Origin of the sequence: Arthrobacter sp. DNA4 (assembly GCF_024362385.1) — a bacterium.
GTDB lineage: Bacteria > Actinomycetota > Actinomycetes > Actinomycetales > Micrococcaceae > Arthrobacter.
The window spans coordinates 215,428-241,562 of record NZ_CP101466.1 but is presented as its reverse complement, the minus strand read 5'-3'; the positions used below and the strand labels follow the sequence as shown (position 1 = coordinate 241,562).

The 26,135-nt window shown below is 67.2% G+C and carries 24 protein-coding genes and 1 pseudogene; 10 read left to right on the top strand and 15 right to left on the bottom strand.

The features are described from left to right. Window positions 1-67 precede the first annotated feature (67 nt). Window positions 68-2,299, top strand: a complete 2,232-nt coding sequence (locus NMQ03_RS01190) for a catalase (RefSeq protein ID WP_255174031.1) — start codon at window positions 68-70, stop codon at window positions 2,297-2,299. A gap of 134 nt (window positions 2,300-2,433) precedes the next feature. Beyond that, window positions 2,434-3,033, top strand: coding sequence for a hypothetical protein (locus tag NMQ03_RS01185; RefSeq protein ID WP_255174030.1), 600 nt, complete (start codon window positions 2,434-2,436; stop codon window positions 3,031-3,033). Between the two features lie 69 nt (window positions 3,034-3,102). On the opposite strand, the gene NMQ03_RS01180 is transcribed toward NMQ03_RS01185, so the two are convergent. From NMQ03_RS01180 to serS, 4 genes are all read right to left on the bottom strand, one after another. Continuing rightward, window positions 3,103-3,687 (bottom strand): histidine phosphatase family protein, encoded by a 585-nt coding sequence (locus NMQ03_RS01180; RefSeq protein WP_255174029.1) that lies wholly within the window; start codon window positions 3,685-3,687, stop codon window positions 3,103-3,105. Window positions 3,688-3,753: 66 nt separating this feature from the next. Then, window positions 3,754-4,641: an HAD family hydrolase gene (locus tag NMQ03_RS01175; RefSeq protein ID WP_255174028.1), complete on the bottom strand. Its 888-nt coding sequence runs from the start codon at window positions 4,639-4,641 to the stop codon at window positions 3,754-3,756. 242 nt (window positions 4,642-4,883) lie between these two features. Beyond that, complete coding sequence (locus tag NMQ03_RS01170) at window positions 4,884-5,891, bottom strand: type IV toxin-antitoxin system AbiEi family antitoxin domain-containing protein (RefSeq protein WP_255174027.1); 1,008 nt, start codon at window positions 5,889-5,891, stop codon at window positions 4,884-4,886. 138 nt (window positions 5,892-6,029) lie between these two features. Next, window positions 6,030-7,310 carry a serine--tRNA ligase gene (gene serS / locus NMQ03_RS01165; RefSeq protein WP_255174026.1) on the bottom strand — a complete coding sequence of 427 codons (1,281 nt, stop codon included), beginning with the start codon at window positions 7,308-7,310 and terminating at the stop codon, window positions 6,030-6,032. A gap of 88 nt (window positions 7,311-7,398) precedes the next feature. Here serS and NMQ03_RS01160 point away from each other — a divergent pair, with 88 nt between their 5' ends. After that, window positions 7,399-8,496: a diacylglycerol kinase family protein gene (locus NMQ03_RS01160; RefSeq protein WP_255174025.1), complete on the top strand. Its 1,098-nt coding sequence runs from the start codon at window positions 7,399-7,401 to the stop codon at window positions 8,494-8,496. A gap of 52 nt (window positions 8,497-8,548) precedes the next feature. Here NMQ03_RS01160 and NMQ03_RS01155 read toward each other — a convergent pair whose 3' ends face one another. The 3 genes from NMQ03_RS01155 to NMQ03_RS01145 form a co-directional block, all read right to left on the bottom strand. Beyond that, window positions 8,549-8,773 carry a hypothetical protein gene (locus tag NMQ03_RS01155; RefSeq protein ID WP_159634453.1) on the bottom strand — a complete coding sequence of 75 codons (225 nt, stop codon included), beginning with the start codon at window positions 8,771-8,773 and terminating at the stop codon, window positions 8,549-8,551. Window positions 8,774-8,867: 94 nt separating this feature from the next. Beyond that, window positions 8,868-9,848 (bottom strand): prephenate dehydratase, encoded by a 981-nt coding sequence (gene pheA, locus NMQ03_RS01150; protein ID WP_255174024.1) that lies wholly within the window; start codon window positions 9,846-9,848, stop codon window positions 8,868-8,870. Further along, a complete protein-coding gene (locus NMQ03_RS01145) occupies window positions 9,848-10,174 on the bottom strand; it encodes a rhodanese-like domain-containing protein (protein WP_255174023.1) in 327 nt (108 codons plus the stop codon). Before NMQ03_RS01145 ends, pheA begins: the two co-directional genes overlap by 1 nt. 219 nt (window positions 10,175-10,393) lie before the next feature. Here NMQ03_RS01145 and NMQ03_RS01140 point away from each other — a divergent pair. The 3 genes and pseudogenes from NMQ03_RS01140 (at window position 10,394) to NMQ03_RS01130 (ending at window position 13,123) form a co-directional block, all read left to right on the top strand. Next, window positions 10,394-11,800: pseudogene (locus tag NMQ03_RS01140) on the top strand (amidase). A gap of 131 nt (window positions 11,801-11,931) precedes the next feature. Further along, window positions 11,932-12,159: a hypothetical protein gene (locus tag NMQ03_RS01135; RefSeq protein WP_255174022.1), complete on the top strand. Its 228-nt coding sequence runs from the start codon at window positions 11,932-11,934 to the stop codon at window positions 12,157-12,159. A gap of 511 nt (window positions 12,160-12,670) precedes the next feature. After that, window positions 12,671-13,123: a lipopolysaccharide assembly LapA domain-containing protein gene (locus tag NMQ03_RS01130; RefSeq protein ID WP_255174021.1), complete on the top strand. Its 453-nt coding sequence runs from the start codon at window positions 12,671-12,673 to the stop codon at window positions 13,121-13,123. 12 nt (window positions 13,124-13,135) lie between these two features. Here the strand turns inward: NMQ03_RS01130 and NMQ03_RS01125 are convergent, their stop codons facing one another. The 3 genes from NMQ03_RS01125 to NMQ03_RS01115 are packed head-to-tail and all read right to left on the bottom strand — an operon-like array spanning window position 13,136 to window position 17,309. Next, window positions 13,136-14,668, bottom strand: coding sequence for an acetyl-CoA carboxylase carboxyltransferase subunit alpha/beta (locus NMQ03_RS01125; RefSeq protein ID WP_255174020.1), 1,533 nt, complete (start codon window positions 14,666-14,668; stop codon window positions 13,136-13,138). 1 nt (window position 14,669) lies between these two features. Then, window positions 14,670-15,893 carry a CaiB/BaiF CoA-transferase family protein gene (locus NMQ03_RS01120; RefSeq protein WP_255174019.1) on the bottom strand — a complete coding sequence of 408 codons (1,224 nt, stop codon included), beginning with the start codon at window positions 15,891-15,893 and terminating at the stop codon, window positions 14,670-14,672. 45 nt (window positions 15,894-15,938) lie between these two features. Continuing rightward, on the bottom strand, window positions 15,939-17,309 hold the full coding sequence (locus NMQ03_RS01115; RefSeq protein ID WP_159634477.1) for an SLC13 family permease: 1,371 nt from the start codon (window positions 17,307-17,309) through the stop codon (window positions 15,939-15,941). A gap of 143 nt (window positions 17,310-17,452) precedes the next feature. Between NMQ03_RS01115 and NMQ03_RS01110 the strand changes: the two genes are divergently transcribed. Next, the gene (locus NMQ03_RS01110) at window positions 17,453-18,151 is read left to right on the top strand and encodes a FadR/GntR family transcriptional regulator (RefSeq protein WP_255174018.1); all 699 of its coding nucleotides are present in this window, start codon (window positions 17,453-17,455) and stop codon (window positions 18,149-18,151) included. A 139-nt stretch (window positions 18,152-18,290) separates the two neighbouring features. Further along, window positions 18,291-19,736 (top strand): cytosine permease, encoded by a 1,446-nt coding sequence (locus tag NMQ03_RS01105; RefSeq protein ID WP_255174017.1) that lies wholly within the window; start codon window positions 18,291-18,293, stop codon window positions 19,734-19,736. Window positions 19,737-19,817: 81 nt separating this feature from the next. Here the strand turns inward: NMQ03_RS01105 and NMQ03_RS01100 are convergent, their stop codons facing one another. Together NMQ03_RS01100 and NMQ03_RS01095 are read right to left on the bottom strand one after the other, a co-directional pair. Further along, entirely contained in the window at window positions 19,818-20,249 is a 432-nt protein-coding gene (locus NMQ03_RS01100; protein ID WP_255174016.1) for a DUF4190 domain-containing protein, read from the bottom strand. 34 nt (window positions 20,250-20,283) lie between these two features. Continuing rightward, a complete protein-coding gene (locus NMQ03_RS01095; protein WP_255175709.1) occupies window positions 20,284-20,856 on the bottom strand; it encodes a LysE/ArgO family amino acid transporter in 573 nt (190 codons plus the stop codon). Between the two features lie 94 nt (window positions 20,857-20,950). On the opposite strand from NMQ03_RS01095, the gene NMQ03_RS01090 reads away from it, so the two are divergent. Then, window positions 20,951-21,877 (top strand): LysR family transcriptional regulator ArgP, encoded by a 927-nt coding sequence (locus tag NMQ03_RS01090; protein ID WP_255174015.1) that lies wholly within the window; start codon window positions 20,951-20,953, stop codon window positions 21,875-21,877. Here NMQ03_RS01090 and NMQ03_RS01085 read toward each other — a convergent pair. After that, window positions 21,837-22,793: a nuclease-related domain-containing protein gene (locus NMQ03_RS01085; protein ID WP_255174014.1), complete on the bottom strand. Its 957-nt coding sequence runs from the start codon at window positions 22,791-22,793 to the stop codon at window positions 21,837-21,839. The genes NMQ03_RS01090 and NMQ03_RS01085 overlap by 41 nt on opposite strands. Window positions 22,794-23,034: 241 nt before the next feature. Between NMQ03_RS01085 and pgm the strand changes: the two genes are divergently transcribed. Beyond that, on the top strand, window positions 23,035-24,687 hold the full coding sequence (gene pgm, locus NMQ03_RS01080) for a phosphoglucomutase (alpha-D-glucose-1,6-bisphosphate-dependent) (protein ID WP_255174013.1): 1,653 nt from the start codon (window positions 23,035-23,037) through the stop codon (window positions 24,685-24,687). Here pgm and NMQ03_RS01075 read toward each other — a convergent pair. Together NMQ03_RS01075 and NMQ03_RS01070 are read right to left on the bottom strand one after the other, a co-directional pair. Continuing rightward, window positions 24,684-25,211, bottom strand: coding sequence for a hypothetical protein (locus tag NMQ03_RS01075; RefSeq protein ID WP_255175708.1), 528 nt, complete (start codon window positions 25,209-25,211; stop codon window positions 24,684-24,686). The genes pgm and NMQ03_RS01075 overlap by 4 nt on opposite strands. A gap of 133 nt (window positions 25,212-25,344) precedes the next feature. Beyond that, window positions 25,345-25,950: a malonic semialdehyde reductase gene (locus NMQ03_RS01070; RefSeq protein WP_255174012.1), complete on the bottom strand. Its 606-nt coding sequence runs from the start codon at window positions 25,948-25,950 to the stop codon at window positions 25,345-25,347. Window positions 25,951-26,135 lie beyond the last annotated feature (185 nt).

Here is a 26,135-nt window from a genome sequence, read left to right as displayed (position 1 = left end):
GTACTAAGCAAGCTTAGCTTTCGCTGAGGCGGAGGCTGGGAACATCAAAACGTGGGGAGATCAAGACATGCCAGCCGAAGACGACGTTGTAATTCCCGGGGTTCCGTCCAGCGAGCCGCCGGCGCTCGAGGAGCCCACCAGCCCGCGGGAGCCGTTGCCGCCAAAGCCGGACCAGCGCGGCCCCGAGGCCGTGTCCCCCACCGGCAGCCCTACCGGTGCGCCTGCCACCGCCCGCGCCCAGTCCGGCCAGTACCTGACCACCGCGCAGGGCCTGCGGCTGCAGGATACGGACCACTCCCTGAAGGCCGGCCCGCGGGGTCCCATCCTGCTGCAGGACCATCACCTGCGCGAGAAGATCACCCACTTTGACCACGAGCGGATCCCGGAGCGCGTTGTCCACGCACGCGGCGCAGGAGCGCACGGGGTGTTCCGGTCCTACGGCACGGCGTCGAAGGTAACGCGCGCCGGATTCCTCGCCCCGGACGTCGAAACGCCCGTGTTTGTCAGGTTCTCCACGGTGCTTGGCTCCCGTGGGTCGGCCGACGCGGTGCGGGACACCCGGGGTTTCTCCACGAAGTTCTATACGGATGAGGGCACCTACGACCTCGTGGGAAACAACATTCCCGTCTTCTTCATCCAGGACGGCATCAAGTTCCCGGATGTGGTGCACGCGGCCAAGCCCCACCCGGACCGCGAGATTCCCCAGGCCCAGAGCGCGCACGACACCTTCTGGGACTTCGTGTCGCTCCACACCGAGGCACAGGCCCACACCCTGTGGAACATGTCAGACCGCGGCATCCCCCGGTCGTACCGGACCATGGAAGGCTTCGGCGTCCACACCTTCCGCCTCATCAACGCTGCGGGTGACACCACCCTGGTGAAGTTCCACTGGAAGCCTAAGCAGGGCGTGCACTCACTGGTCTGGGAGGAAGCCCAAATCATCAACGGCATGGACCCGGACTTCCACCGGCGGGATCTGGCCGACGCCATCGAGGCCGGCGCCTACCCTGAATGGGAACTGGGCATCCAGACCTTCCCGGACACGGAAGACCAGATGTTCCAGGGCATCGACCTCCTGGACCCCACCAAGTTCGTCCCCGAGGAACTGGCGCCGGCGCAGCCCATCGGCCTCATGACCCTCAACGCGAACCCCACCAACTTCTTCGCGGAAACCGAGCAGGTGGCCTTCCACCCGGGCCACCTGGTTCCGGGCATCGACGTCACCAACGATCCCCTGCTGCAGGTCCGCCTGTTCTCCTACCTGGACACCCAGATCTCGCGCCTGGGCGGCCCCAACTTCGCCCAGATCCCCATCAACCGGCCGCAGGCTCCGGTCAACGACATGCTCCGCGACGGCATGCACCAGACGGCGGACCACGCCGGAGTGGCGCCGTACCGGCCCAATTCGTTGGACGGCGGCTGCCCGTTCCTGGCCGGGCAGGACATGGGAGCGTTCGTGGACGTGCCGGAGGCGGTGGCGGAATCCATCAAGGAGCGGCGCAACCCGGCCTCCTTCGATGACCACTACAGCCAGGCCCGGCTGTTCTTCCGCAGCCTGAGCGCCGTGGAGCAGGACCACGTGATCCAGGCCTACACGTTCGAGCTCGGCAAGTGCTACGAAAGCGCCGTCCGCGAACGCCAACTGCTGGCCCTGGCCAACATCGACGCCGCACTGTGCGCCGCGGTGGCCGCCGGCCTGGGCATGCCCGCTCCGGAGGCCACCGAGCAGGTCCCGGACCGCGACCCCAGCCCTTCCGTGTCCCAGGTGGGTGGAACGTGGCCGGTTGCCGGGCGCGTTGTAGGCATCATTGCCGATTCCTCCAGCGACCTGTCCCAGGTGGAGGCGGCCCGCCAGGCGCTCGACGGCGAGGGCATGGTCCCGCTGGTCATCGCACCGGCCGGGGGCACGCTTTCCTCCGACGGGCTTTCGGTGACGGTGCAGCGGACCTTCCTCACGGCACGGTCCACCGAGTTCGACGCACTGCTGGTCGCCGGCGGCAAGCAGCCCGCGGCCGATGCTTCCGCAGGGCGGGACGCCAAGGCCGGGGAGCCGGTTGACGGGCTGGATCCGCGCGTCGCACTGATGTTGTCCGAGGCCTACCGCCATGCCAAGGCCATTGCGGCCTGGGGCTCCGGTTCGGCCGTCCTGGAGGCGGCCGGCATCCCGCAGGGGGCCGCAGGGGTAGTTGGCGGGAACGATGCTGCCTCGGTAACCACCGAAATTTCCGGGCTCATCGCCGCCCACCGCGCCTGGGACCGCTTCCCGGCAGCGGGCGCCGCTGCGGAAAAGGGAAACTGACCCGGGCCTGTTGCCTGTTGGCCTGCCGGTCTGCGGCTGGGGGTCTGCGTCACCGCGATGCGGGCCCCAAGCCGTTTGCCGGGGCGGGAACCGGCCGTTTCGCAATTCCTACTTCCGGGTAGTGTGGACCCAGAATGTTCACCCTGACCATCAACCAGACGGACAGCCGTCGCGACGGCGACCAGGTGCCGCAGCTGCTTAAGGCGCTGCGGCACATTCCCGCGCGCCTGGACTTCGACAGGTCGGTCGAGGACGAAGTCCAGGGGATCGTCGACTGCCCACACCAGGCCGTGGACGCCGCGCTGATCGCACTGCGGAGCGGGCACTGGTACGTGGGAATCGGAGCAGGGCCCGTGAACGAGCCGCTGCCCAACCAGATCAAGGACGCGTCCGGGCACGGCCTGGTCTATGCCCGCCGGGCCGTGGACCGGCTCCACAGCAGCAAGGAGCGGGTGCCGGTTGCGGTGGAGGGTCCGCTGGCCGACGTTGCCCACGACGCCGAGGCAGTCCTGCGGCTGCTGGGCCACATCGTGCGGGACCGGTCGGGCGCGGAATGGCGCGTGCTGGACCTGCTGACCCCCGGGGTCCGCGGACAGCAGAAGGCAGTGGCGCAGGAACTGGGCATCACCACCCAGGCCGTGAGCAAAGCGGTGGCACGGGCACAGTGGAATGAGGAACACGCCGCCCGGCCCGCTGCCGCGAGACTGCTGGGGCTGATCCTCGCGGTGGGCTGACTGCCGGCGGGTTGACCGCCTGAGCCGGGTCCCGCCGTCGTCAATTACTGCCGGGGCTGTTTCTGGCCCTTAGCTCCCGGTGGTGGCCAGGACCGGCTCGCCGTTGAAGTACTCCAGCTTCCAGCCATCGATCGCGTGGTGGTGCGCCAGGTTAAGGGCGGCATTGTCCACGCTGGCCAGGGTCTGGCCGATGGCGCGGCTGAGGCTGACGCGCAGCAGGGTGCCGTGGGTGACCACCAGGAGCCGCTGCCCGCGGAACTCCTCCGCCAGGCCTTCGAGCGCCGCAAGCCCGCGGTCGGCGGCCTCGTCTTCGCTTTCCGCACCCTTGAACCCGCCTGGCACGCGCAGCGCCTCCAACTCGGGGCCGGCCTGCATCCCTTCGGCCGGGCCGAAGCTGCGCTCGGTCAGCTCCGGGACGCGCCGGACCACTGTGAGCCCGAGTCCTTCGGCGATCAGATCCGCGGTCTCAGCAGCACGGCTCAGCGGGGAGGAGACGATTGCGTCCCATTCGTACGGCGCCAGGATGCCGACGGCGTCACGCGCCTGGCCGCGCCCCACGTCGTTCAGGGGGATGTCGGTAGATCCCTGCAGCCGGCGCTCGGCATTCCAGTCGGTCTGGCCATGGCGGACGAGGGCGAACGTCGTAAGGGTCATGCCTCTATTCTGCCTTGGCTCCAGGCCCGCACCGGAATCGCGGCAGCGGACGGTGCCTTCAGCGCCCTAAAGGAGGCTGCGCAGCACGTGGGCGGCGCCGTCGTCGTGCACTGAGTGGGTGACCTCGTCCGCTGCGGCGACCACTTCCGCCGGGGCCTGCCCCATGGCGACGCCGCGGCCGGCCCAGGTGAGCATTTCGATGTCGTTCCGGCCGTCCCCCACCGCAACCGTCAGGTGTTCTTCAAAGCCGAGGCGGAGCCTGAGGTCTTCCAGGGCGCTGGCCTTGGTCACACCCGCAGCGGCGATGTCCAGCCACGCAGTCCAGCCCACGGAGTAGGTCACCCCCGCGAGGCCCACGTGGTTGATGGCCTCGTTGAACTCCTCGGGCGTGTTTTCGGTGCTGAACACCACCACGCGGACGGCTGTTGCCTCCAGCATGGTGTGGAAGTCAACGCCCACCGCCTCCACGCCGAAGCTGGCATCCTGGAACCGCTCGGTGGAGAGGAAGTTGCCGTCGGCGTCCTCCAGCGCGTACTTGGCGGACGGAAGCCGTTCGCGGAGGGCACGCAGCGCCGGCGCGGGATCAAACGTGGCTTTGTGGATGACCTCGTAGCCGTTTTCCAGTTCCGGGTGGAGCCGAAGGGTCACGCCGCCGTTGCAGCAGACGGCGTACCCGCGCTCGATGCCAATTTTCTCGATGATGGGAAGCGTGGCGTTCAGGGAGCGGCCGGTGGCGATCATCACCTCGTGCCCGGCGGCCACGACGGCCTGCGCGGCTTCCCGTACGCCAGGGGACATATGCCCGTCGTGGTTGACCAGGGTCCCGTCCACGTCCAGGGCGACCATGAACTTCCGGTCGACACCGGCAAAGCCGATGTTGTTCTGGTTGTAGTCTCGATTGTTGTCTCGCCGGTCATCGTTGCCGGCGACTGAGGTTTCAGTCAGCGTTGTCATCCACATAGTGAACCAGACCTAACTGACACGCGCTAGGACGCGGACCACAGGTTTATTGAACTGTTGGTTAACACGGCGGCTTACCACATGCGATGCGCTTGCTGGCGCGTTCGTTCACCCCGGCTCTGAGCGATCCTGTCCGTGAGGAGGGCACTTGATTCCTCGAATCCCAACCTTGTTCGCACATCCGCGCCTTCAGCGTTGTGATTGGCGAACAAGGCTCTGATTCCGGCGGCGGGACGCTACGAGCGCGGGCGCAGGCCTGCGGCGAGGAGCTTGTGACGCAGCTTGTTTGGGTCCGTCAGGTCTGCCCACCGCCACCGGACGAAACCATGGCCGAGTGCACGGATCCGGTCTTCGCGGAGCTTCTCCCGGTAAACAGCCTCCTCTGCGGTGATCCCGTCCCGCCGGGCCAACTCCACGTACTTCCCTTTGCCGTCGAACTCACCCACCACGCCTTGCCGGGGCCACCAGAAGTCACTCCTGCCGATGAAGCCGGTACCATCCCTGAAGACCTGCTGAAGGACCGGTTGCTCAAAGCCGAGGAATTCAAAGACGGCACGGCTGTATGACTCCCCAACAGACTCCGGCTGCGGGCTGGCAAGGCTGGCCGCCCGCTCCGCGCGGCACCGGGCAGCTGCGGAAGGAAGGGCGGCTATGCCGGCGGCAATTTCCGGCACGGACAGGAGGCTGACACCCTGCTCCAGCTCGCCATCTGCGAGTAGTCTGCGGGCGGCCCCGTCTGCGAGCACCAAGGCCTGGCTAAGCTCCGCTGAGCCCAGTACGTCCACGGTGGTCTGGATGAGCCCTGAACAGAGGAACTCGCCAAAGGGCACGGCATTGAACCCGGTCATGAGGCGGTACCGAAGCGGATAGGAACGTGTGCGGCGTACGTTCCCGGCGGAATCGTCCCCGCCCAGTACCAACAGCGGCGAGTTTCGGATGCCGCTGCGGCCGGGAAGCGTGGTGGCCAGTTCCACGCAGGGCGGCGTTCCAAGCGTTGGCAACCCACTGGCCACTGCTGCCGTAAGCCCGCACAGAACTGCACCTTTGACTGATCTGACAACTGCCGTCGTCGTCCATTCGAAGCGCCGGGAGGGCAGTGCACGAAGCCAGTCTTCGGTGGGAACGTAGAAACCCCGGCGAATCCGCACCAGTTGCCCCGCTTTAAAGGCACGGTGCACGCGGTCCGTGCCGGCGCCCGTGCGGAGAATGGCGGCAGTATCAATCAGTCCCGGCGGTACATCCATGCCATCATGATGCGCGACAGCGGAAGCAGGGATGGGGGGCCAGCGCCTGCATGTGGACAATCACGAGCCGGACCTAAGCTGGTCCGCGGATCAGAACCACGTAGGTTCGGATCCGCGAACAAGCTTATGAGTGGACCGCTAGAGGACCGGGAGGACCTCGAGGCCGCCCAGGTACTTCTGCAGGGCCTTCGGTACGTTCACGGAGCCGTCCGCGTTCTGGTGGTGCTCCAGCAGCGCCACGATCCAGCGGGTGGTGGCGAGGGTGCCGTTCAGAGTGGCCACGGCGCGGGTGCCCTTGGAGACGCCTTCCGCGTTCACCACACGCTCACGGATGTTCAGGCGACGGGCCTGGAACGTGGTGCAGTTGGAGGTGGAGGTCAGCTCGCGGTAGGCGTTCTGCGTGGGGACCCAGGCTTCACAGTCGTACTTGCGGGCCGCGGAGGTGCCGAGGTCGCCGGCCGCGGTGTCGATGACCCGGTACGGCAGCTCGCACTTGGCCAGCATTTCCTCTTCCCAGGCCAGGAGTCGCTGGTGCTCGGCGGCGGCCTCTTCAACGGTGGTGTAGATGAACATCTCCACCTTGTTGAACTGGTGCACGCGGATGATGCCGCGGGTGTCCTTGCCGTGGGATCCGGCCTCACGGCGGTAGCAGGAGCTCTGGCCCGCGTAGCGGATGGGGCCGGCGGAGAAGTCGAGGATCTCGTCGGCGTGGTATCCGGCCAGTGCCACCTCTGAGGTGCCCACAAGGTAAAGGTCGTCTTCGGCAAGACGGTAGATCTCGGCGTCGTGCTTTACATCGAAACCGGTGCCCTGCATGGTCTCGGGGCGCACCAGGGTGGGGGTGATCATGGGGACGAAGCCGGCCTCGATGGCCTGGTCCATGGCCATCTGCAGCAGTGCCATCTCCAGCCGGGCACCCACGCCGCGCAGGAAGTAGAAGCGCGCGCCGGAGACCTTGGCGCCGCGTTCCATGTCGATGGCGCCGATCAGCTCGCCGATTTCCAGGTGGTCCTTCGGCTCGAAGTCAGGGAATTCGCGCGGGGTGCCAACGGTCTTGACCACCACGTAGTCGTCCTCGCCGCCTTCGGGAACGCCGTCCTCCACCAGGTTGGGGATGGTGCGCAGCAGTTCTTCCTGCTTGGTCTGGGCGGCATCGGCCTCTGCGGAGGCCGCCTTGACCGAATTGGCCAGTTCCTTGACCTCGGCCAGCAGGGCCTGCTTCTCCTCGCCCTTCGCCTTCGCCACCTTCTTGCCGAACACGTTCTGCTCCGCGCGGAGGTTCTCGAAGCGGAGCAGGGCGGCACGGCGGGCGGAATCCGCGGAGATGATCGCGTCCACCACTGATTCGTCCGCGCCGCGGGCGCGCTGGCTGGCACGGAACTTGTCCGGGTTTTCGCTGAGGTCTTTTACGTCGATCACCAGACAAGGGTATCCAATTCACTGCACGACGGCGGGCGTGCGGCTCCGTGCGGCGGCCCGCCGTGCGCCGGGCTACTGTTGAAGCACCATGAGCGACTGGATTCTCTACGTGCTGATTGCGGTGGCGCTTGCCTTCGCCACGTCCAGCTGGTGGGGGGTGCGCCGCCTCAAGGCGCTGCATGTGCGCAGTACGGTGGCCGGTGATTCCTACGACTCCGGGCTGGCGCAGCAGCGGGTGGCCGTAATCCTGAATCCCATTAAGGCGCGGGCCGACGAAGCAAGGGGAATGATCCACAGGGCCTGCCTGGCCGCCGGCTGGGAGGAACCGGTCTTTTTCGAGACGACGGCCGAGGACCCGGGCTTTTCGCAGATGCAGGCTGCGTTGGCGGGAAAGCCCGACGTCGTCCTGGTGGGCGGTGGCGACGGCACCGTCCGCGTGGTGGCGGAGGCCCTCGCGCACACCGGCATTGCCATGGGCCTGATTCCGCTGGGCACGGGAAACCTGCTGGCCCGGAACGTGGATCTGGATGTGAACGACCTCCACAGCAGTGTCCAGACCGCGCTTTTCGGCCGCCAGCGGTACATCGACACCGCCCGGATGGCCATCGAGAACTCCCGCACCGGCCACTACTCGGAGCACGTCTTCCTGGTGATCGCCGGAATAGGCATGGACGCCGAAGTCCTGGCCGACACCAATGCGGGGCTGAAGAAAGCCGTCGGCTGGCTCGCCTACACCGAGGCGGGCGTGCGCCACCTTCCGGGCCGGCGGAAAAAGGTCTCCATCGCCCTGGATGGCAGTCCGGAGCAGGTCCGGAACATCCGGAGCGTGCTTTTCGCCAACTGTGGACTGGTCCCCGGCGGCATTGATTTCATACCGCAGGCCATGATCGACGACGGCATGCTCGACGTCGTGGTCATGAGTCCCCGCAGCGCGCTGGGCTGGCTGCTGATGTACGTGAAGATCATGTTCAAGCACAGCGGAAAGCTGCCCATCATGACCGTCTACCGGTCAGTCAAGGTGGTCATCAAGTGCCCCGAACCCATGCCCACGCAGCTCGACGGCGACACGTCGGGGGAAGCGACGCAGCTCACGGTCCAGGTGGAGCCCCGGTCACTCCTGGTCCGGGTCAAAGGACAGGTACAGGACAGCGGTCCCGTGCATGGAAGTGCACACGCCGCACGGTAGCGGACGGCTGAAGGGGTGCCGCGATGCGGCTCTGACTCAGTAGTCGGCGCCGTCAGGCCCCAGACTTCTTCTCTGCCTCAGCGGCAGCTTTCGCGTCCGCATGGGCTTGTTTGGCAGCAGCATGGGCTTCGGACTGCTCGCGGATCATCGCCTGCTCCTCTTCGAAGCGCAGGCGGTCAGCACGGTCGGCGTCGTCCCCGTCCCAGTCCTGGTTATCTCCCGTGGGCTTGGGATTGACGATCATCCCCTGGCCGTCGTTGTCAGTGCTGCTGGTCATGACCCGCTCCCTTCGTCAGGGGCCATACCCCGTGTGGATCAGGCAAGCATACGCATTGTCCACAGCCCGCGGAAGTACTTCTGAAGGCATTTGCCTACGCTTTGGGCGAAGCCCCGGAACCGCTTTCACCTGCGACGGATTCCGCGGCAAGTATGGATTGCACCCACGTCCGGGCCGCTGCGAAAGCTTCGTCAGAGGTGTGTGCGGGGACCAGCGTGGCCTGCCGGTCGGCCCTGGCATACGAGCCCAGGAAGCGGGTGCCCGGACTGATGCGGTGCAGCCCCGCCAGCGCGTCAGCGACCCTGGCTTCGCCGGCGTGGCCGTCGGCATCAATACTGAAGAAGTAGTGGCCCAGGTACTGGCCTGTGGGGCGGGATTCAATCCTGCTGAGGTTGACGCCGCGGCTGGCGAACTGGTCCAGGATCTCCATGAGGGCGCCGGGGCGGTCCTCCGGAAGCGGGACCACGACGGTGGTCTTGTCCGCGCCGGTGCGCCCCGGCAGCGCGCCAGGCCGACTGACCAGGATGAAGCGCGTCACCGCACCGGGGTTGTCCCCGATATTCTCCGCCAGGACCGACAACCCTGGATGTTCCCGGGCCACCAGCGGTGCGCAGATCGCCGCGTCGTAGTGGCCATCCCCATCCAGCAATCCCAGGGCCGCGGCGGCAGTTGAGGTGCCGGGAACATATTCCGCTCCCGGTATATTCTGGTCCATCCACAGCCTGCACTGGGCCCACGCGTGACCGTGGGTGGATACGCGCTGCACATCCTCCAGCCGCACCCCGGGCCGGGTCACCAGGACGAAGCTGATGGGAACCAGGACCTCGCGGATGATCCGCAGTTCCTGGCCGGTGGCGATGGCATCCAGCGTGGCGGTGACGCCGCCCTCCACCGAGTTTTCGATGGGGACCATGGCGGCGTCTGCCGAGCCGTCGCGCACCTTGTCAAGGGCAGCGTTGACGTTCGACGCCGGCAACCGGACAGCCTGGGCGGCGTCAGGCACCTGCAGCAGGGCAGCCTCGGTGAAGGTGCCTTCCGGGCCCAGGAAGGCGTAGGTGCGGGACGTGCTTACCACTAAAGGACCAGGGGCTTGAGTCCGTTGTCCGAGACGAGGGGCTTGCCGGATTCCAACCACTGGTCCATTCCGCCGGACACATTAATGGCGGTGTACCCCTGGCCGGTAAGCCATTGGGCGACGCGGAAAGAGCGGCCCCCCGTGCGGCAAATGACGTAGACATCCTCGTCGGGATCCAGTTCGCCCAGACGGGAAGGAATCTGGTCCATGGGAATGTGGACAGCGCCTTCAGCGTGGCCGGCAACCCACTCGTAATCCTCCCGGACGTCCAGGATCACGGCGTCAGCGGGGACGTCATGGACGGGGACGGTATCGAAATCGCTCATCGGAGTCCTGTCTTGGCGGAGCTGGCGGATCAAAGTCAGGTTAAAGCCTAGCCCTTCCACCCCACTCCGCCCGGATCACAACGGAAAAGCTGCGGGTTAGGCTGGTGAAGGCCCAGGAGGTTTCCATGTCCCAGCAGCTGACAGCCCTTCCCGCGCCACCGGTATGTCCAGGCCGGAGCGCCGGGCCGCAGCCGAGGGGATGCCACTGGGGGTGCCACCGTGACTGAACTCCATGAACTCCCGGCGCTGGCCCTGCGGGACCTCCTTCGCAGTGGAGCGGTGTCATCCGCTGACGTCACTTCCCACTTCCTGGACCGGATCGGGCGGCAAAACCCCCTTTTGGGCGCCTTTGTTACGGTGACGGCGGACCAGGCCATGGAGCAGGCCCGGGCGGCGGATGCCCTGCGCTCCCGTTCGGAGGTCGACGACCTTCCCCTGATGCATGGCATACCGGTTGCGTTCAAGGACCTCACGGACGTGGCGGGGGTGGTGACCACGCACGGCAGTGCCGCCCTGGATCACAAACCAGCCCCCGTCGACGCTCCCCTCGTGGCCCTGTTCAAGGATGCCGGCGCGATTTCGCTGGGCAAGACGCAGGTGCCCGAATTCGGACTGACGGCCTACAGCGAGAACCGCATTGCGCCGCCGTCGCGCAATCCCCATGCACCCAGCAGGAGTTCGGGTGGGTCCTCCGGCGGCAGTGCAGCCGCTGTGGCAGCAGGGCTGCTGCCTTTCGCTCCCGGAACCGACGGCGGCGGATCAGTCCGCATACCCGCCGCCGCCTGCGGCCTGGTGGGACTCAAGCCCGGCCGGGGAGTCGTGGCCGCCGGGGAAAGTAGCGGGGACCCTGCACGGCTGGTGGCGCCGGGCCCCCTTGCGCGGAGCGCGGAGGACGCGGCACTGATGATGGACGTCCTGGCACCCGGGAATCAATACCTTTCGGCAGTTAAGCAGGAGCCACCGCGGCTGCGGATCGGCGTCACGCTGGACAGCCCGTGGTCAAGCACATTTCCATTCACGCCGGACCGGGAGGCCCTGGACGCGCTCCAGGCCGGCGAAACCCTCCTGGAACAGGCCGGCCATACCCTTGGTGACGCCGGCATCCGCTACGACAACCGCTACCCGGACGCCTTCACCACCGCGTGGACCGCCGGAGTGGGCGCTGCCCGCATCAGCCCGTCCCGGGAACCGCTGCTGGCGCCCCTGACCCGGACCTTCCGCCGGCGCGCCCAGCAACGCAGCCCGGCGAAGCTCGCGGAGGCGCTGGCATTCCTGCGGCAGTTCCAGCACGACACCCTGGCGCAGTACGGGCAGTGGGACCTGATGCTGATGCCGGCGCTGGCACAGACGCCACGGCCTGTGGGTTGGTTCACCGGCACCGCGCACGGCAGTGACCGCTGACCGGCGGCCCAGTGGCCGGGGGATGCGGACGGCGACTACCGGAAGCAGTGCGAATACGCGCCCTGGTCGTCGATGGTGAATGTGTGCGGACTGACGGCCATCACCATCCCTGTGCACTGGACCGGCGGTACCCCCGGGAACGGACTTCCCATGGGAATCCAGCTGGTGGGTCCCGTGGGATCGGAAGCCCTCCTCCTCCAGGTGGCGAACCAGTTGGGGTACTAGGCCAGTTGGGCGCTTTGCTGTTGACCTTAACCTAACGGCGGCTTAACCCAGCCGTAACCTGGGCTATCCAGACTGGTATAGCGCCATTCCGTTTCCTCCACCCACCAATGCTCCACGAGGAGTTGTCCCGCATGAATGCTGAACCCAGCGCAACCGGCGCCGAAACTGACGCGGCGGCCCCCGATGGCCGGCCAGACCTGAGCAACACCAACGTCAGGGAGGACCTCGCCATGGTAAGCCGCTGCGCCCTGGTCCACCTGCCCACCGGCAGGACGTGCCTGCTCCCCCTCCGCCATCAGGGGGCCTGCGAGTTCCACCGCCCGCAGGAGGCACAGGACATAGTGGCCAGCAGCAGCTGACGGGCGCCGGCGCCCTGCTGCCTCATGCACGTGCCCCCGTTGCCCCGCTCTCGACTCCAGTGCCGGGCAGGAGGACGATTAAAGGGCAGTCACCAAAAAGGAGGTCTGTGATGTGCTACGCATCGAATAAGGACTTCGGGTGGGGCGCAAAGAAAGAAACCAAGCGCCAGCCTGAAGCGGAACCGGAAATCCCTGCGGAAACTCCCGGGAAGCCGGCCAAGGCACAGGAATTCACGTTCTGGGCCTTCCCCAACTGGCGCAGGACGCCTGCGCCGCGCACCCCCTCCGCCGAAAAGAGCAGGGAGAGGGTCTGACGCCCGGGCAAAACCAACCCGGGCCGGAGTCGCTGGAGGGGTCCCCGCGCCGGGACCCCTCCAGCACCACGGCCCCTGCAACCCTCCGCCGAAATGCAGCCGCTGCGGCGCCTCGTCGTTCAGGCCGTTGTGCTGCGGTGACCCTGGCGTCTATGGTTGAACCGTAAGCATGCTTAGCATTCTGGGAAGAGGACACTATGAGCGCAGGACAGGGCACGCCTACACCTGACAGGCAGCCGGAGCCAGAACACGCCACGGCACAGCCCCTCCCCCCGGAAACTCCGGCGGAACGTCCTGTGGGCCACGGCAACGCACCCTCTTACCGGGCGGATGTACCGGAAACGACGGGCGCCAGGGGTCCAGCCACCACGGCAGGGGCCGGCCCCGAACGAAAAGTCACCCGCGCCGGCGTCATCTGGGCCGCAGTGGTGGCCGCCCTGGTGCTCCTGATCCTGCTGATCGTCTTCATCCTGCAGAACCAGGAGCTGGTCCTGGTGAAGTTCCTGGGCTTTGAGGGGTCCGTCCCGCTGGGCATGGCGCTGTTCATTGCCGCCGTGACCGGCGGCGTGCTGGTAGCCGTGGCGGGCGGCGCGCGCATCCTGCAGCTACGTTCCAACGCCCACCGGGACAGGGTCCGGCAACGCAGGTAGCCGCCGTCGACCTCAGAAGGCGCCCAGGCTAGCGAACTTCCGGGCGCGGGCGGCGACGAGGTCAGGTACCGGAATATTGGCCACCGAACCCAGTTCGTACTCGATGGCCCGCGCCATCCGGGTGCAGAACTCGCGCGGCTCCAGTGAAGCGTCCCCCCGTTCATCCACGATGTGGTCCACCAGGCCGCTGGCATAGAGTGCGGCGACGTCAACACCCTGCGCCTGGGCCATGGCGGGCGCGAACGCGGTGGTGCGGTGCACGATGGCGCTGGCGCCCTCCGGAGGCAGGGGCGAGAGCCAGCTGTGCTGGGCGGCGATGGTCCGGTCTGCGGGCAGCAAAGCCAGCGCCCCTCCCCCGGCGCCCTGGCCAAGCAGCACGGAGACCGACGGGGATTCGAGCCCGATCAGTTCGTACAGCGAGCGCGCAATTTCCCCGGCAAGGCCGCCCTCCTCCGCTTCCTGCGAGAGGGCAGCACCGGCAGTATCAATGACCGTGAGCAGTGGCAGCCGCAGCTCCTCCGCCAGCTTCATGCCGCGGCGGGCCTCCCGCAGCGATCCCGGACCCATGCCGGCGGCGTCCTTCCGCAGCGGGCGCGCATGCCCCAGCACGATGCACGGCTGGGCGCCAAAGCGGGCCAGTGCCAGCAGCAGTCCCGGGTCCTTTTCCCCCTGCCCGGTTCCGTTGAGGGGCAACGCGTCCGTGGCGCCGATCCTCAGCAGCTGGCGCAGGTCCGGCCGCCGCTGCCGCCGCGAAATCCCAATCGAGGTCCAGGCGTCAGCAGTTGACGGCCTGATGTCCAGGGTCTCCGGCGGGGCGGGCACAGACGCCGGCGCGCTTCCGCCCCCGGCACTCCCGTTCGCGGCCAGGATGTCCAGCGCACGGCCCACCAGATCGGCCAGGTCGCCGGGTTCCACCACGCCGTCGATCAGTCCCTTGCTGAACAGGTTCTCCGCCACCTGCACGTTCTCCGGGAACGCTTCGCCGTACAGCGCCTCGTAGACGCGCGGGCCCAGGAAGCCCAGGAGGGCGCCCGGCTCGGCGACGTTGATGTGGCCCAAAGACCCCCAGGATGCCATCACGCCGCCGGTGGTGGGGTGCCGCAGGTAGACAAGGTAGGGAAGGCCGGCCTGCCGGTGTGCGCGGACTGCGCCGGTGATTTTCACCATGGACAGGAACGCGAGCGTCCCCTCCTGCATCCGGGTGCCGCCGGACGCAGGACCCGCCAGCAGCGGGAGCCCTTCAGCAGTGGCGCGTTCGACGGCGGCAACAATCCTTTGCGCCGCCGCGTGGCCTATCGAGCCGGCAAGGAAGGAGAATTCACTGACGATCAACGCCACCCTGTGGCCCCGGATCAGTCCGGCGCCGGTAATGACGGACTCGTCGGCGCCGCTGCGTTCGCGCGCCCTGGCCAAATCGCCGGCGTACTCCCCGGACAGCGCCGGCTGTTGGGGCTCGGTGTCCCAGGAGACAAAGGAACCCGGGTCCACCACGGTTTCCAGGAGCTCGGTGGCGTTCATGTGCCGCACCTTTTCTGCCGTCGCCAAGCTATTTCACCCCGGAAGCCGCAGCGGCGACGGCCGTCGTGAGCCCCAGCCACTCCCGGATCGACTGCCCGTCCTCATTGAGCAGCGGCGGCGCGTCGTGTTCGGTGAGGGTGGTTTCCGCGGCATCACCCGGCGCGAAGAACCGCAGCGGCGGCCCGGGCAGGCTGACCTTTCCAAGCAGCGGATGCTGCACATCCACCACGAGCCCCTGGGACGCCACCTGTTCCCACGCGTACACCTCGTCCAGCGAGCGCACCTTGCCTGCGGGGATCCCGGCGTCGTTCAGCTTTCGCAGCAGTTCCACCGCGCCGTACTCCGAGAAGGCGCGTTCGACGGCGGCAATCACCTCCACGCGGTTCCGCACCCTTTCGGCGTTGCTGGCGAAGCCCGGGGCATCCGGATCGAGGCCAAAGGCCGCGGCAAAGGACTGCCACAGCTTCTCGCTGCCGACGCTGATCTGCACGCTGCCGTCCTTGCAGTTGAACAGGCCGTAGGGGGCAATGGAGGGGTGGTGGTTGCCCTGGGCCTGCGGAACTTCACCGGCAACGGTGGTCCTGGTGCCCTGGAAGGCGTGGACTCCGATCAGGGACGCCAGCAGCGAGGTGCGCACCACCTTGCCCTGCCCGGTCCGGTTCCGCTCAACGAGGGCCGCCAGGACGCCAAACGCCCCGTTCATGCCGGAGAGCAGGTCGGCGATGGGAACGCCCACGCGCTGTGGATCATCCGGTCCGGATCCGGTCAGGGACATCAGCCCGGCCTCACCCTGGAGGATCTGGTCGTAGCCGCTGCGCTGGGATTCGGGACCGTCGTGGCCAAAGCCGGTAATGGACAGGATCACCAGGCGCGGGTTAATGCCGTGCATCGCCGCGGTGGAGAAGCCCAGCCGGTCCATGACCCCGGGCCGGAAGTTTTCGATCACCACATCCGCCCGCTCCAGGAGCCCGCGGAGCACCGCCTGGCCGTCTTCGCTCTTCAGGTCCAGGCTGATGGATTCCTTGTTGCGGTTGCAGGACATGAAGTAGGTGGACTGCAGGTCGTCTTCGGGCCCCACGAAGGGCGGGCCCCACCCCCGGGTGTCATCGCCCGTACCGGGGTTCTCCACCTTGATGACGCGGGCCCCGAGGTCCGCCAGCATCATGCCGGCGTGCGGTCCGGCCAGCGCCCGGCTGAGGTCGACGACGATGTGCCCGGCCAGCGGGCCTTGGGAAGTTTCGGCGGTGCTCATGTGCTGGGTTTCCTTTCGTAAGTACGGCGGCGGATGCAGTGCCGGCTAGAGCCAGCCGGGGACCACCAGCGTCAGCCAGGCCAGGATGGGACCTGCCACGATGACCACCCCGCTGTACCCGAGGATCCGCTTGTAGAACTTGTCCTTGTCCACACCCTCCGGCGCGTTGGCCAGCACCAGGGCGCCGTTGGTGGAGAAGGGCGAGACGTCAACGATCGTGGCTGACACTGCCAGGGCACAGATGACGCCGACGGCGCCGATCTCGCCGGTGGAGAGGAACGGGACGGCGAGCGGGATGAGGGCCGCCAGGATGGCGGTGGAGGAGGCAAAGGCGGACACCACGGCGCCGATGAAGCAGATGATCAGGGCCGCCAGCAGCGGCATCCCCATGCCGGCCACCCCGCTGGAGACGAATTTGATGGTGCCGGCTTCCTCGAGCACGCCGACGAAGGTCAGCATGCCGCAGATGAGCAGCACGGTGGACCAGCTGATCTTGTTGATGGCGCCCTTCTGCGCGGCGGGTGAGACAAGGGCCAGCACGATGGCGATGGTGATGGACACGAAGCCGACGTCCATCTTGAAGCCGAGGGCCACGACGGCCAGCACGATCAGGCCGGCGATGGTGACCAGCTGCGGGATCCGGTCCTTGCGTTCCTTGGTGGCGGCGATGCCGTCACCCGCAGGGTCACGGGGTCCGTACATGCCCGAGCCGAAGCCCTTGAAGGGGACGTCACCGCCGGCTGCCTTGGCGCCGACGCTGACGGACATGCGGGCTTCTGCCGCCTGCTCCACGAAGTGCCCCACCTTGGAGGACAGGAGGTTCCTGCCGCCCAGGACCACGAAGAGCACCACGGCGATGACCAGGTTGAAGATGAAGCTGGACAGGAACAGCGCGGTGGGGCTGAAGGCAAGGTCCGTCTTGGCCAGGATGCCGTTCACCGTGACGCCGTACACCGCGATCGGTGAGAAGCCGCCGGCCTGTGCGCCATGGATCACCATCATGCCCATCAGGAGCGGGCTGATCTTGTACTTGCCGGCAAAGCTCAGGGCGATGGGGGCAATGATGGCGACGGCGGCGGGAGACAGGGCGCCCACGGCCGTGATCACGGCGGTGATGGCGAACATAACCCAGGGGATGAGGGCAACGCGGCTGCCCACGAGCTTGACGGCTCCCCGGACCAGGAGGTCGATGGTGCCGTTGTTCTGGGCGATGGCGAACAGGTAGGTGACGCCGACGATGGTGAGGAAAAGGCCGCCGGGGAAGTTGGCCAGGATTTCGTTGGTGGACATACCCAGCACCACGGCACCCAGCAGGAAGGCGCCCACGAAGGCGAGGGCGCCCATGTTGAGGGGCAGGACGGTGGCGAGCAGGAACATCGCCGCGAGGATGATGATGGACAGGACAGGAGCGGACATCGTTGGTCCTCCATTGGGGAAGCTTAAGGGAGCGAAAGTGTGACGTGAGTTACTGGCTCACTGGACTAGCCTCTTAGACAGTGAGTCAATCTGTCAATAGACGGAGGCGGTATTCTGGACCGGTAGACCCAAGGGAGGGCTTTGTGGAGAAGACGGCACGGCTGGGCCTGGAACGCGTCACGCGGCCACGACTGTACGAGCAGCTGGTGGAACAGATCCTTGCTTATATCGAGTCCGCCCAGCTGAAGCCCGGCGACCTGCTGTCGGCCGAGCGCGACCTTGCCGAGCGGTTGGGCGTCTCCCGCGCCACTCTCGCCCAGGCACTTGTGGCCCTTGAGGTCCTTGGCGTCATTGACGTGCAGCACGGCACCGGAGCCGTCCTGGCCCGGAGGCCCAGCGTCGCCTCGGTGGTCAAGGGCCTGCGTGAACACCAGAGCCGGCTGCCGGAAATTGTGGAAGCCCGCAGCACCCTGGAAGTGAAGCTTGCCGCCCTTGCCGCGGAACGCCGGACGGAGCAGGATCTCGCCGCGATCGACAACGCCCTGGACGTCATGGCGCAGGAAATCAGTGACGGTGACCGCGGCACCCACGGTGATGAGCTGTTCCACCAGGCGATCACCGGCGCAGCGCATTCCTCTGTCCTTGCACAACTAATGGCCTTCATCGCGGAGATGATCCTGGAAACAAGAATGGAATCCCTGGGCCAGCCGGGAAGGCCGGAACAGTCGCTGGCTTCGCACCGGAAGATCGCGGATGCCGTGCGTGCGCAGGACGCGGCGGCAGCGGCAGACGCCATGCTGGCGCACATCGAGCTTGTCTCCGACGTGGAATTGCTCCGCTAGCAGCCGCACGCACCGGGCATCCCGCGGCGACACGCCGGACTGTCTGGCTTCCCGGACAGGTGCGCCTTATTGGCGGTGTTTCCGCGGCGTGAAAACCGATGTGATGGACCTTACGTTTTCATCACTGAGGAGTTTGGCCATGGCCGGAGGCAGTACCGCCGTAGAGGCACGATCGATCGACATGATTCCGCCGGGCGAGCGCCACGGCCACCCGCGGGGCCAGTTCACCCTGTGGTTCGGCGCCAACGCGCAGATCACCGCCATCGTGGATGGCGCCCTTGCCGTGGTATTCGGGGCGGATGCCTTCTGGGCCATCGTGGGCCTGCTGGTGGGCAACGTGCTGGGCGGCGCCGTCATGGCCCTCCACTCTGCCCAGGGCCCCAAACTGGGGCTGCCCCAAATGATTTCCAGCCGCGCCCAGTTCGGCGTCTACGGAGCCGTGATCCCGCTGGCGCTGGTCATCCTGATGTACGTGGGGTTCGCCTCCACAGGCACCGTCCTCTCGGGTCAGGCCATCAACCTCATGCTGGGAGTGGACGCTCCCGCCGTCGGAATCCTCATCTTCGGTGCCGCCACTGCGCTGCTGGCCATCCTGGGCTACAAGTACATCCATGCGCTGGGCCGCATCGCCACAGTGCTGGGACTGGCCGGGTTCCTGTACCTGACAGCCGCCGTCGTCACCAAGTTCGATGTCACCCAAGTGATGATGGTCAAAGGCTTCGAATGGCCCACCTTCCTGACCGCCATCGCCCTCGGTGCAGGCTGGCAGCTGACCTTCGGCCCATACGTGGCCGACTACTCCCGCTACCTCCCGGCCCACACCTCGGAGCGCAAGACGTTCTGGTACACCTTCGCCGGCTCGGTGGGCGGCGCGCAGTGGGCCATGACCCTGGGTGCCCTGGCCGGCGGGCTGTCCGCAGCCAAGCTCGGCGGGGACTTCCTGAAGAACCAGGTGGGGTACATGGGAGACCTTGCCGGCGGGGGCGTGATCGCCATCTTCATCTACCTGATGATCGTCACGGGCAAGCTGACCGTGAACTGCCTCAACGCCTACGGCGCCTTCATGTGCGGCGTCACCATCAGCACCGCGGTCAACCGCCGGGACACCGTCTCGAAAGCCGTGCGGATCGCGTTCATCGTGGCCGTTATCGGCGCCAGCGTCCTCATCGCACTGTTCGCCAGCAAGGACTTCCTGAACCTGTTCAAGAACTTCGTGCTCCTGCTGCTCATGGTGTTCACGCCCTGGTCCGTGATCAACCTCGTGGACTACTACAAGATCTCGCGCGACCGGCTGGACATTCCGGCCCTCTACAACCCGGACGGACGTTACGGCCGCTGGAACGCCGCCGCCCTGGTCTCCTATGGAGCCGGCGTCGTCATTCAGATCCCGTTCCTGGCGCAGTCGCTGTACACCGGCCCGGTCACCAAGCTGCTGGGCGGCGCGGATATCTCCTGGCTCGTGGGGATCGTTGCCACCCTGGCCATCTACTACCCTTGGGCCAAGGCAACCAACCGCGCCCCGGCGGAGTCCATCTACCCCGAGAGCCCCGCAGGGGTGCCGGCTGCCGCGGCCGTGGAGGCATAAGCACGCGGTGCCGGAAGGCACGACGGCGGGCCGGGCGCAGGTGCCTGGGCCGCCGCCGCTGCATGTCCCGGGTCAGCAGGGCTAGAAGGTGCCGGTGTTTGACCCGGCGGTGCCGGCGACCGCCACGCCGATGATGAACAGCAGCCAGAGCGCCCCGTACCCCAGCAGGCAGAGGTAGCCCAGCACCAGGCCGGTAATCGACATCCCCTTGCCCGAGGGTTCGCGGCGCAGTGCCAGGTGGCCGGTGATGATGGCGGCGAACTGGGGAAGCAACAGCCAGCCCATGATGACTGAGGCGATGCCGCAGACCATGCTGGCGATGCTCAGGGTCTTCGGTTCCACAGTTCCGCCGTAGTAGGACGGCTGCCCGAAATACTGGGTGTTGCCGTACTGGGGCTGGCCGTACTGCTGGGGCGGCTGGTACCCGGGCCACGGCGAACCGTTGGGATGGTTTCCGGGACGCTGGTAATCGGGCCCCTGGTAATCAGGCCCTTGGGATGGCTGGCTTGTCATGATTTCTCCCCTGCGAATCTGGCTACAGCCTACTTCAGTGCAGGATCAGGCGGACGGCCAGGATCACCATCAGGACGCCGATGGACGCGTCGATCCACCGCCAGGTGCGGGCGCTTGCCAGCACTCCGGCCAGCGCCCGCGCCCCGTACCCCAGGACGGAAAACCACAGGACGCTTCCGGCCACGGCGCCGGCGGAAAAAGTCCAGCGCAGGTCAGGACCCTGCTGGTTGGCAAGGCTGCCCAGCAGCACCACGGTGTCCAGGTAGACATGCGGGTTGAGGAATGTCAGGGCCGCCGTGGTTGCGATGACCGAATTCCTGGACCTGGGCGCCTGCTCCGCCAGCGCGGCAGGCCTGGCCGCAGCCATAAAGGACCGCACTGCGAACCACAGCAGGTAGGCGGCTCCCGCCCAGCGCAGGACTTCCAGCACTCCCGGGAACCGGGTGACCAGGGCCCCGATACCCGCCGTACCGGCCACGATCAGCAGGGCGTCACCGGCCATGCAGACAGCCACCACTGCCCCGATGTGCTCCCGGCGGATGCCCTGGCGCAGCACAAAGGCGTTCTGGGCGCCGATCGCAACTATCAGCGCCAGCCCGGTCAGCATTCCCGTAATTCCTGCGGCCCACATACCAATGACCGTAGGATCCCCTCTCGGTGAAGGCAAATAACGGATTCTTCGTTCTCATTAGAATGTCTTCATGAACCTTGAGCATCTGAGAGCCCTCGTCGCGGTCATGGACGAAGGAACCTTTGAAGCCGCAGCAGACCTGCTCCGGATCACGCCGTCTGCGGTGAGCCAGCGGATCAAGGCGCTGGAAGCGTCCGTGGGCCAGGTCCTGGTACGCCGCCGGGTGCCCTGTACCGCCACGGACGCCGGTGCGCTGCTGCTGCGGATGGCGCGGCAGGTGCAGGTACTGGAGGCGGAAACGTCAGCAGCACTGGGAGCAGGGTCGCCGGCGCGGGCCCATCTGCCGGTGGCCGTGAACGCTGATTCGCTGGCCACGTGGTTCATTCCGGTCCTGCACCAGGCCGCAGGCTGGGAGGACTCTGCCCTGGACCTCCATGTGGAGGACCAGGGCTACAGCAGCCAGCTGCTCCGCGACGGAGCGGTCATGGGCGCAGTGACGTCCGACCCCGTCCCGGTGAGCGGGTGCCGCGTGGAGCTGCTGGGATCCATGCGCTACATCCCGGTGGCCACCCCGGCGCTGCGCCGCCGCTATTCCCCCTCCGGCATGGTGGACTGGGCGGCCATGCCGGTGCTGAAATTCAACACGAAGGACACGCTCCAGCAGCAGCTGCTGACCGCGAAGAGCGTGCCTGGACTTCCACCCACGCATACGGTGCCTTCTTCCCAGGGGTTCCTGGCAGCCGTCAAGGCCGGCCTGGGCTGGGGAATGATCCCGGAGCTTCAGCTCACCGGCGAGCTGACGGACGGTGTCCTGGTCCGGCTGGAGGAGGACGCCCACCAGGATGTGGCCCTCTACTGGCAAGCCTGGGCCCTGGATTCAGACCGGCTCGCGCGGCTGGGCGCAGCTGTCCGGACGGCTGCCGGAACCCTGCTGCAGCCCGGAGGCGGCCGGGAAGCTAACGGGCCAAGTAGGGCAGGATATAGACGGCGAAAATGACGAAGGCAGCCAGCAGCGCCAGCTTTCCTCCGCTGGTACTGCCGTGCTGCTGCGCTTTGGTGTTCCGGCCGTGGCGCCCCGCACCGGGCGGTCGCGCTGACCGCTTTTTTGCCGGCACCCCAGCCGCCCCACTGGCCCGCTGGCCTGCTGGTGTTTCCCGTGGCGGCAGCGCCCGGCCGGCGGGGTGCCGCGCTGCACTGCGGGCCCTGGCGGACTCGTCGCCGGAGACGGCCCTGCTTCCCGGGAGTACCGCGGGCCCCGTTGGGGGCAGCGCACCCGCCGGGCGCACCACCGTTCCCGGGCGCACGTTGCGCAGGGCCGTGATGCCCGGCTCCTGCTCATGCGTAAGCTGCCGGCCCAGCTCCTCATACAGGCCCACGACTGCCTGCTGGTCGAGGACGGCAGGCAACGCCTCGATGGCCCCGACAACCCGTTGGGAACCCACCACGGCGACGTCCGAGGCCGTCACTCCGAAAAGGTCCGGCTGCGCAGCCATGCAAATGAGCGGACGCACCAGCCTGCGGTGCGGCGGAGCCAGCACCGAGGCGACAGCAGCACACTGGGCCAGGGCACCCTCCACCGCTTGGGTCCGCGCGTAACGGCCCTGCCACAGCACCCCGGAAGCCACCCGCACTTCACCGGTCCAGTTCTTCGAATCCACCACCACCACGCCGCCCGGGCCCACCAGGACATGGTCCAGGTTTGCCTTGGGCCTGCCCGGCCAATGGACATCGTGGAGGACGTACCAGCCGCGGGGAACCAGCTCGCTGAGCTTGTCGGCCACCATCCGCTCCCCCACCGCGCCGGCGTCCCATGCCTTGGTGGAATGTTCGGCCTGGTCCAGCCGCCGCTTCAGCCGTGCAACGCGCTCGGCAGCAAGCCTGGACTGTTCCGCTGCCCCGTCTCCTGCCCCCATTGGACGTCCCCGTTTCCTTGCCGGACAGGACGATGCCGGCAGCCCGCCGTCGTCCGTTCCTTTCGCGTGTTTTCGTGGAATTTTCTTGAAATTAGCAGGGCACGGAAGGGCCGGTATATAGGTACTTTTGCGGGCGTGTACTCAGGTTGACTACTTGGTTTGCGTCCGTCACGTCAGGTCACAGCGTCCGGATTCTGGGCGGGTCGTTTTGACTCCTGCCAGCTTCTGGCATGCTGGTGCCATGGCTAGCCGCGCGGGTACAGTTGCCCAACCCCAGGACCTTGTTGACATCACTGCGCTCCTTGACGCGTATTACGACATCGCGCCGGACCTCAGTGATCCCGGCCAACGCGTGGTGTTCGGGACATCCGGGCACCGGGGATCCAGCCTCAAAGCGTCGTTCAATGAACCACACATCGTGGCCATCACCCAGGCCATCGTGGAGTACCGGGCGGCGCAGGGCGTCACCGGTCCGCTGTTCCTGGCCAAGGACACCCACGCACTGAGCGAGCCGGCACAGAACTCGGCCCTCGAGGTCCTCGCCGCCAACGGCGTCCAGGTGCTGGTCGACGCCCGGCACGGCTACACCCCCACGCCGGCGCTGAGCCACGCCATCCTTACGTACAACCGGAAGGCGGCGCCCGGGGCACCGCAGGCTGACGGCATCGTGGTGACGCCCAGCCACAACCCGCCGGCCGACGGCGGCTTCAAGTACAACCCCCCGCACGGCGGCCCCGCTGACTCGGACGCCACGGGCTGGATCGCCAACCGGGCCAACGAGCTGCTGGAAAACGGCCTGCGCGGTGTGAAGCGGATTCCGCTGGCCGACGCCCAGGCCGCGGACACCACCGGCAAGTTCGACTTCCTCAGCAGCTACGTGGACGACCTTCCGTCCGTCCTGAACCTGGACGCCATCCGCGAGGCCGGCGTCCGGATCGGGGCCGACCCCATGGGCGGGGCTTCCGTGGACTACTGGGGCGAGATCGCCGAGCGCCACCACCTGGACCTCACCGTAGTGAACCCCACGGTGGATCCGCAGTGGGCGTTCATGACCCTGGACTGGGACGAGAAGATCCGGATGGACTGCTCGTCGCCGTCGGCCATGGCATCGTTGATCCAGCGGATGTCTGCCGGCGGATCCACCTTCGATATCGCCACCGGCAATGACGCCGACGCCGACCGCCACGGCATCGTCACCCCTGACGGCGGGCTGATGAACCCCAACCACTACCTCGCCGTCGCCATCGACTACCTTTACCGCAACCGCAGCGGCTGGAACCCGGCCTCCGTGGTGGGCAAGACCCTGGTGTCCTCCTCCATCATCGACCGCGTGGCGCAGAGCCTGGGCCGCAAGCTCGTGGAGGTCCCGGTGGGCTTCAAGTGGTTCGTCCCCGGCCTGCTGTCCGGTGAAGGCGCGTTCGGCGGCGAGGAATCCGCCGGCGCCTCCTTCAACAAGCTGGACGGCAGCGTGTGGACCACGGACAAGGACGGCATCCTGCTGGCCCTGCTGGCGTCCGAGATCACCGCGGTCACGGGCAAGTCCCCGTCCCAGCTGTACAAGGGCCTGACCGACCAGTTCGGCGCCCCGGTCTACGCCCGGATCGACGCCGCCGCAACACGCGAGCAGAAGGCAAAGCTGGGCAAGCTGTCCGCTGCGGACGTCACCGCCACCTCGCTGGCAGGCGAGGAGATCACCGCCAAGCTCACCGAGGCGCCCGGCAACGGCGCACCCATCGGCGGCCTGAAGGTGGTCACCGAGAACGCCTGGTTCGCGGCCCGTCCGTCCGGCACCGAGGACGTGTACAAGATCTACGCCGAGTCCTTCAAGGGCGAGGAGCACCTGAAGCAGGTGCAGGCGGAGGCCAAGGCGCTGGTGGACAGCGTCATCGCCTAGCTTTCACCTTCGCGGCACCACAGCCGGAGGACGCGCCTGATGGTGTGGTCGCCGTGGGGAGCCATGTCCACCAGGGCGACGCGGTCAAGCACGACGGCGTCGCCCGGGTGGAGGCGCTTGTCACCGTGGTGCGAGACGTGGGGCCGGTATCCGGCGAGGGTGTGGGCGGGCGTCAGGATCCTGCCGCCGATGCCGTCGACGGCGGCAACCAACTGCCCGTGCAGGGCCTGCAGGTCCGGCTGCAGGTTGATGAGGTTGACCGGTACCGAGCCGTTGCGGCCGAACGCCGCATCCTCCCCCACCGTGAGCCCGGCACCCAGCGCAGCGGCGACCGGCGCATCAGCGAGCCCGGCAATGCGTTCCGCGACGTCCGCGGGGTCCTGGGTGTTTGTGGTGGCGGCAGCGCCGGCGTCGAACCTCATGTCAAACCGCACCAGCGTGATGTGCAGCGGCCAGTCCGTCCGCGGGAAAACCTGGCCCTCGGCCACCGGCTCGACGAACGCCACGAAGATCAGGTTCCGCATCGGCATGCCCCCAGTCTCCCACTCCCCGTCAGACGCCCCATCACCTCCCGCCCTTAAAAACCCAACGCCCCATCAGTAGGTGATGGGGCGTTGGGAAAAAAGGGGGCAGGAAGTGATGGCGCGTCGGGGAGTGTTAGACGGTGCGGACGGCCTCGCTGTAGGAGTACTTGGGCTTTGCCTCGCCCCAGGCTTCCTCACCGGGCTGGCCGATGTTGACCACCAGGAAGCTCTTCTGGTCGCCGGCCGGGAAGAAGGCAGCGTCGATCGCGGCGAAGTCCGCGCCCGTCATGGGACCGGCGGCGAAGCCGAGCGAGCGGACAGCCAGGATGAAGTAGCCGGCCTGCAGGTGGGCGTTGTTGTTGCCCGTGGCTGCGGCAAGGGCCGGGTCGGCGTCGTACATGGCCTTGGGGGCGTTGTAGCCGGGGAGGAAGTTGTCCCACTTGCCGGCCCAGTCGGTGTCGTAGCTGAGGATGGCCACGAGCGGCGCGGAAGCCGTCTTGGCCTGGTTGCCGCGGGACAGGGCATCCACCAAGGTGGCGCGGGCCTCGGCCGAGCGGACGTAGGTGACGCGCAGCGGCTGCGAGTTGAACGCGGTGGGGCCGAACTTGGTGAGTTCGTAGATGGCCTGGGCCTGCTCCTCGGTCACCTCACCCGTGAAGGAGTTGGCGGTGCGGGCCTGGGCAAAGATGGCGTCGACGGCTGCCGAATCGATAACCGCTTCTTCATGGGCAATGGTCATTGGCTTACCTTTCGCTGCGCCGCCCGCCTGCCGGGGTGGCCTCTGTTGCTTTCCTATAGTTGCAACTTCAAGTGCTCTGCTCCTCTTCCCGCCACCGGGCGTGACCTTGACCACAGAAGACCGCGGGAAATACTTGGCGGTATTCTGGACCGAGTTGATCTTCGCCCCTTCGCGGCACCCCCTTG